The sequence below is a fragment of the Mycolicibacterium elephantis DSM 44368 genome, assembly GCF_004014805.1.
Lineage (GTDB): Bacteria > Actinomycetota > Actinomycetes > Mycobacteriales > Mycobacteriaceae > Mycobacterium > Mycobacterium elephantis.
In genome coordinates, this window is the sequence record NZ_ATDN01000050.1 from 1 (window position 1) to 5,171 (window position 5,171).

General features: G+C 66.7%; 4 protein-coding genes. 2 read left to right on the top strand and 2 right to left on the bottom strand.

Translation table 11 applies throughout. From position 1 onward, the window contains the following. The first annotated feature begins 268 nt into the window (after positions 1-268). Positions 269-640, top strand: a complete 372-nt coding sequence (locus MELE44368_RS22705) for an ATPase (protein ID WP_128110556.1) — start codon at positions 269-271, stop codon at positions 638-640. Here MELE44368_RS22705 and MELE44368_RS22710 read toward each other — a convergent pair. Continuing rightward, the gene (locus tag MELE44368_RS22710; protein WP_241566735.1) at positions 637-1,827 is read right to left on the bottom strand and encodes a class I SAM-dependent methyltransferase; all 1,191 of its coding nucleotides are present in this window, start codon (positions 1,825-1,827) and stop codon (positions 637-639) included. The genes MELE44368_RS22705 and MELE44368_RS22710 overlap by 4 nt on opposite strands. Here MELE44368_RS22710 and MELE44368_RS22715 point away from each other — a divergent pair. Continuing rightward, positions 1,818-2,780: an AraC family transcriptional regulator gene (locus MELE44368_RS22715; protein WP_128110557.1), complete on the top strand. Its 963-nt coding sequence runs from the start codon at positions 1,818-1,820 to the stop codon at positions 2,778-2,780. The two genes, MELE44368_RS22710 and MELE44368_RS22715, sit on opposite strands and share 10 nt — an antisense overlap. A gap of 6 nt (positions 2,781-2,786) precedes the next feature. Here MELE44368_RS22715 and ppc read toward each other — a convergent pair. Then, a partial coding sequence (gene ppc / locus MELE44368_RS22720) for a phosphoenolpyruvate carboxylase (protein WP_128110558.1) occupies positions 2,787-5,171 on the bottom strand: 2,385 nt, incomplete at its 5' end.

Genomic DNA, 5,171 nt, shown 5'->3' on the forward strand with positions numbered 1-5,171 from the left:
CGCCAACACCAAGCCTGGCTCACCCAAAACGAAAAACCCCCACCCTTCTGACACACCGTCAGTCGTAGCCGGTTGCCGGACAGCCGGTTTCGCCATCGCGGTAACCCGCGGTGTAGTCGGCCGATGACCGATACTCATCCCGTATGACAAATGCTTGTCGCGGGTCGGTCCGGCATTGGCGAGGTGGAGTATCCCCTCCGCAGTTCGTCACATCGATTAGACGCCCACAGCGCCCCGGCGGTTCCCTCGAGCGGTCATAATGGCGGTCATGGCAGACAGAGGCGGCAGACCGGTGCGCACCGGGCCCGAGCGGATCAGAAAGCTGGCGCAGGCGGCGCTCAACGCCGATGTCACCGTCGAGCAGGTCGACACGATCCTGGAGGGTCTCAGCGAGACCCTCGAGGACCTCAACAGCTCCACGGCGAACCTCGACGCCACGCTGGAGCGGTTCAACGAGACCATCAACAGCATCAACGAACTCGCGCCGCGGCTGAACGCGGTGGTGGACCGCATGGAGGGAATCGTCGCGCGCGTCGAACGCATCGTCGGCATCGGAGAATCGGTGATGTCGCCGTTGGCCGCCACCGAACGGGTGGTGCGGGGCGCGGTGAACAGGGTGCGTCGAACCGCGGGGCTCTAGCCGGTCGCCTCAAGCACGAGGTTGAAGGGGGTTTCGGTGGCTCGGCGAAGGGTTCGGAAACCACCGCCGGTCACGACTTCCCGCAGTCGGCGTTCGCCGGCCTGCGCGCCGAGCGCGGCCCCGACCTCCTGATCGAGCGACGCCGGAACACACACCATCGTGGAGGCCGCGTAATACAACCGCCCGACGGGATTGATGTTCTCCTCCAGCGTGTCGTAGGCGAACGGCTCGACGATCATCCAGCACCCGTCGGGCTTCAGCGAGCGGCGCACGTGGGCGGCCGCGCCCGTCGGGTCGCCCATGTCGTGCAGGCAGTCGAAGAACGTCACGAGGTCATAGTCGGTGCCCGGGTAGTCGGCCGCGGCGGCGACTTCGAACCGGATGTTGTCGTGTCCGCCGTGCACTTTGGCATGTTTGCGGGCTTCGTGGATCGACTCCGGGTGGAAATCGAAGCCGACGAATTCCGAGTGTGGAAAAGCGTTGGCCATCATGACCGTGGTGTAGCCGTGTCCGCATCCGACGTCGGCCACCTTCGCGCCCTTGTCGAGCTTGTCCACCACGCCGTTCAGTGCGGGAAGCCAATGGTCGATCAGGTGGGCCGTGTACCCCGGCCGGAAGAAGCGAGCAACCGCACAGAACAGGCAGGTCGTCTGTCGCCCCCATCCGACTCCGCCGCCGGTGATGAACGCCGACTGCACTTTGTCCTGGTTTCCGAGGTAGGCGGCGGCTGCGTCGAACGCGTCGACCAGGTAGACGGGGCTGCTGTCGTCGGCAAAGACCGCGGCCTGCTCCGCAGTCAACGAGAACTGCTGTGTCACTGGGTCGTAACTGACGTAATTCGATGCCGCGTGATACGACAGCCATTCCCGGACATAACGTTCCGCCAGGCCGGCCTCTCGCGCCAGCGCGGCCGACGTCAGCGGGCCTCGGGTTCGCAATGCTTCGTAAAGTCCGAGCTTACGGCCCATGCGTACCAACGCGATTCCGAAAGCGCCACCGAGGTCGTGGAGTATCTGGCCGGCAAAGGCGTTCAGTTTGTGTTCGTCCATTCGGATCACCTCGAATTGATCAAATCGTCCGCAACGCGGCCTCTGGTGCACAAGACTTTGGGATATGCCGGCCACGGTTGCAATGGCTGTTTCACCGGCGGTCTTGATCGAAACACCGGGGTGATGGAATGGATCCATTGTCGGATGTGCTGCGAACCACGCCCTTACGAGGCGGAGTGTTTCTGCACGCGGAGTTCTCCGAGCCGTGGTGCTTGAGCACTCGGGTGCGGCCGGAGACGTGCGCTCCATACCTCGGCAGGACGGCCGAGATCATTCCTTACCACTTCGTGGTCGAAGGCCGGCTACGCGTGCAGATGCCGGGCGACTCTCCGTTCGAACTGCGCGCCGGCGAACTGGTGATGTTCCCGCGCAACGACTTACATCTCCTCGGGGGTGACCTGCGCCTGCGGCCGGTGGCAAGCGATGACGTAGTCAAACCACCCGTCGGCGGCCGGCTGTCGGCCATCCGGATCGGTGGCGGCGGCGCCCCGACCCGGATCGTCTGCGGGTTTCTGGGCGGTGACAACCTCGGGCGCAATCCCGTTGTCGCGGCGCTGCCCTCGGCCCTTCGGCTTCACCTCGGACAGGGCGGGCAGGCCCAGTGGATCCGTAGCACCTTCAGCTACGCCGCCGAGGAGATCGCAACCGGGCGCTTGGGCTCGGAGACCGTGTTGGCGAAGATCTCCGAGCTGCTGTTCGTGGAAGCCGTGCGCCGGTATGCCGAGGGGCTGCCGGCAGAACACACCGGCTGGCTGGGGGGACTCAGGGACCCCTACGTCTCACACGCGCTCAGCCTGCTCCACGCCAGGCCGGGCGATCCCTGGACCGCGGAGGCGTTGAGCCGGGAGGTGGCGCTGTCACGCTCCGCGCTGGCTGATCGCTTCAACCGGCTCATCGGCGTTCCGCCCATGCAGTATCTGACCCACTGGCGGATGCACATCGCCGCACACGAACTGCGGCAGGGCAACAGATCGACGCTCCAGTTGGCGAAGCGAGTCGGGTACGACTCCGAGGCCGCCTTCTCCAGGGCGTTCAAGCGTGAGACCGGCATGCCACCCGCGGCCTGGCGACGACGGGCCGGCGAAACCTGAACGCGGTCATCCGCTGTTGCGCAGTGCGGTGGCCAGCCCGCTCATGGTGAGCAGGATGCCGCGCTGCACAAGCTCGTCGGTGTCGCCGGAGCGGTATCGGCGCAGCAGCTCCACCTGCAGATGGTTCAGCGGCTCCAGGTAGGGAAACCTGTTGAACACCGAACGTGCCAGCGCCGGGTTGTCGGCCAGCAGGTCGTCGTGGCCGGTGATCAGCTTGTGCATCCGAATGGTGCGACCGTGCTCGGCGACGATCTTGTCGAAGACCCGCCTGCGCAGTGTCTCGTCCTCGACCAGCTCCGAGTAGCGCGCCGCAAGGCCCATGTCGGACTTGGCGAGCACCTGCGCCATGTTCGAAAGCACGGTGCGGAAGAACGGCCATCGCCGATACAGGTCCTGCAGCACCTGCAGCTGCTCATCACCGCCTGCGATGTACTCCTCGAACGCCGTACCCGTGCCGTACCAGCCCGGAAGCATGACCCGCGACTGGCTCCAGGCCAACACCCACGGAATCGCGCGCAGGTCGGCGATCGACGTGGTCGGTTTGCGCGACGTCGGCCTGCTGCCGATGTTGAGTGCACCGATCTCGCTGACCGGTGTGGAGGCTTTGAAGTAGTCCACGAAACCCGGTGTGTCGTGCACTAATTCGGAGTACGCCCGGCGGGCGCGGGCAGCCAGGTCGTCGAGCACCCGGTACGCCGGATCCGCGTCGTCACCGAGGCCTTCGACGTCGAGCAGCGTGGCCTCCAGCGTCGCGGCCAGCAGCGTCTCGAGGTTGCGGTGCGCGCTCTGCGGTTCGGCGTACTTGGCGGCGATCACCTCACCCTGCTCGGTGAGCCGCAGAGATCCGTTCACCGCCCCCGGTGGCTGCGCGAGGATGGCCTCGTAGCTCGGCCCGCCGCCACGCCCGACAGTACCGCCGCGACCGTGGAAGAGCCGCAACCGAATTCCCGTCTTACGCGCCGAGGCGACCAGATCGAGTTCGGCACGGTACAGCGCCCAGTTGGCCGCCAGGTATCCACCGTCCTTGTTGGAGTCGGAGTAGCCCAGCATCACCTCCTGGTTGTCGCTGCGCGCCGAGACCACGGCCCGGTACGCGGGAACCTCTAGCGCCGCTTCCAGCACCGAGGCGCCGCGCTGCAGGTCTTCGATCGTCTCGAACAGCGGCACGATGCCCGCCGGGGCGTAGCACGGCGTGGCCGAAACATCCAACAGGCCCGCCTCTTTCAGGAGCACCCCCGCTTCGAGGAAGTCCGAGACCGACTCGCACATCGAGATGACGTAGTTGGGCACCGCCGACGGCCCGAACACCCGCACGGCGCGCGCTGCCGCGGCCATGATGTCGAGTTCCTTGCGGGCGAGTTCGGAGAGTTCGGCGTCGGGTTTCACCAGCGGCCGCCGGGTGGCCAACTCGGCGGCCAGCAGCTCGACGCGGTCCTGTTCGGCCAGCGAGCGATAGTCGGGGTGGACACCGGCCCACGCCAGCAGCTCGGCGATCACCTCCTCGTGCACATCGGAGTTCTGCCGCATGTCAAGCCCGCACAGGTGAAAGCCGAACACCCGCACCGATTCCCGCAGCACCGCGAGGCGGTCGTCGGCGATCACCGCGCTGCCGTGGCCGCGCAGCGAGGCGTCCACGACGTCCAGGTCGGCGAGCAGTTCGCGCGATGTCCGGTACCGGGGCAGCCCGAGGTCGAGTTCATGCTCGGGTTGGCGGTCGAGGATCTCGGCAGCGGTGCTGGTCAGCCGGGCCCGGATGGCGCGCAACGCACGGCGGTACGGCTCGTCGTCACGGGCCGGGTCGACGCACTTGTCGGCCAGCGCCGTCAGCTCGGCGCTGGTTCTGACCAGCCGCGCCGACATCGACAGCTCCTCCTCGAGCGCGGCGAGCTCGCTGAAGTAGTGGTCCAGCGCGGTGAACGAGGCCTCCCCGGTCGCCAGCCGTACCACCTCGGCGGTGACGTTCGGGTTGCCGTCGCGGTCCCCACCGATCCAGGAACCGGGCCGCAAGATGGGCTCCTCGAGCAATCGGGCGTCGGGCCACCGCGTCGAGAGCGCCGTGCGCACCTCCGCGTTGACCCGCGGGATGACCTCGAAGAACGACGCCGGGTAATACCGCAGCCCGGTCTCGATCTCGTCCTGGATCTGCAGCCGCGACAACCGGACCAGGGCGGTCTGCCACATCGTCAAGATGTGCCTGCGCAGCTCGTCTTCGATGTCGTCGTAGCCGTGCAGGCGCTGGCGCATCAGCTCGGTGATCCGATGCTGGGTGAGGAAGATGGTGCGTCGCCGCGTTTCGGTGGGATGTGCGGTGATCACCGGCGACACCACCGCACCGGCGAGAGGGGAACGTCCCGGGGAGTGGTGTAAGTGATGGCGGCGTGTCGGTCCCTG

Bases quoted from the DNA above. Each gene is read 5' to 3' on its own strand.
- MELE44368_RS22705 (WP_128110556.1), top strand. From the start codon at position 269: ATGGCAGACAGAGGCGGCAGACCGGTGCGCACCGGGCCCGAGCGGATC.
- MELE44368_RS22715 (WP_128110557.1), top strand. From the start codon at position 1,818: ATGGATCCATTGTCGGATGTGCTGCGAACCACGCCCTTACGAGGCGGA.
- MELE44368_RS22710 (WP_241566735.1), bottom strand. From the start codon at position 1,827: ATGGATCCATTCCATCACCCCGGTGTTTCGATCAAGACCGCCGGTGAA.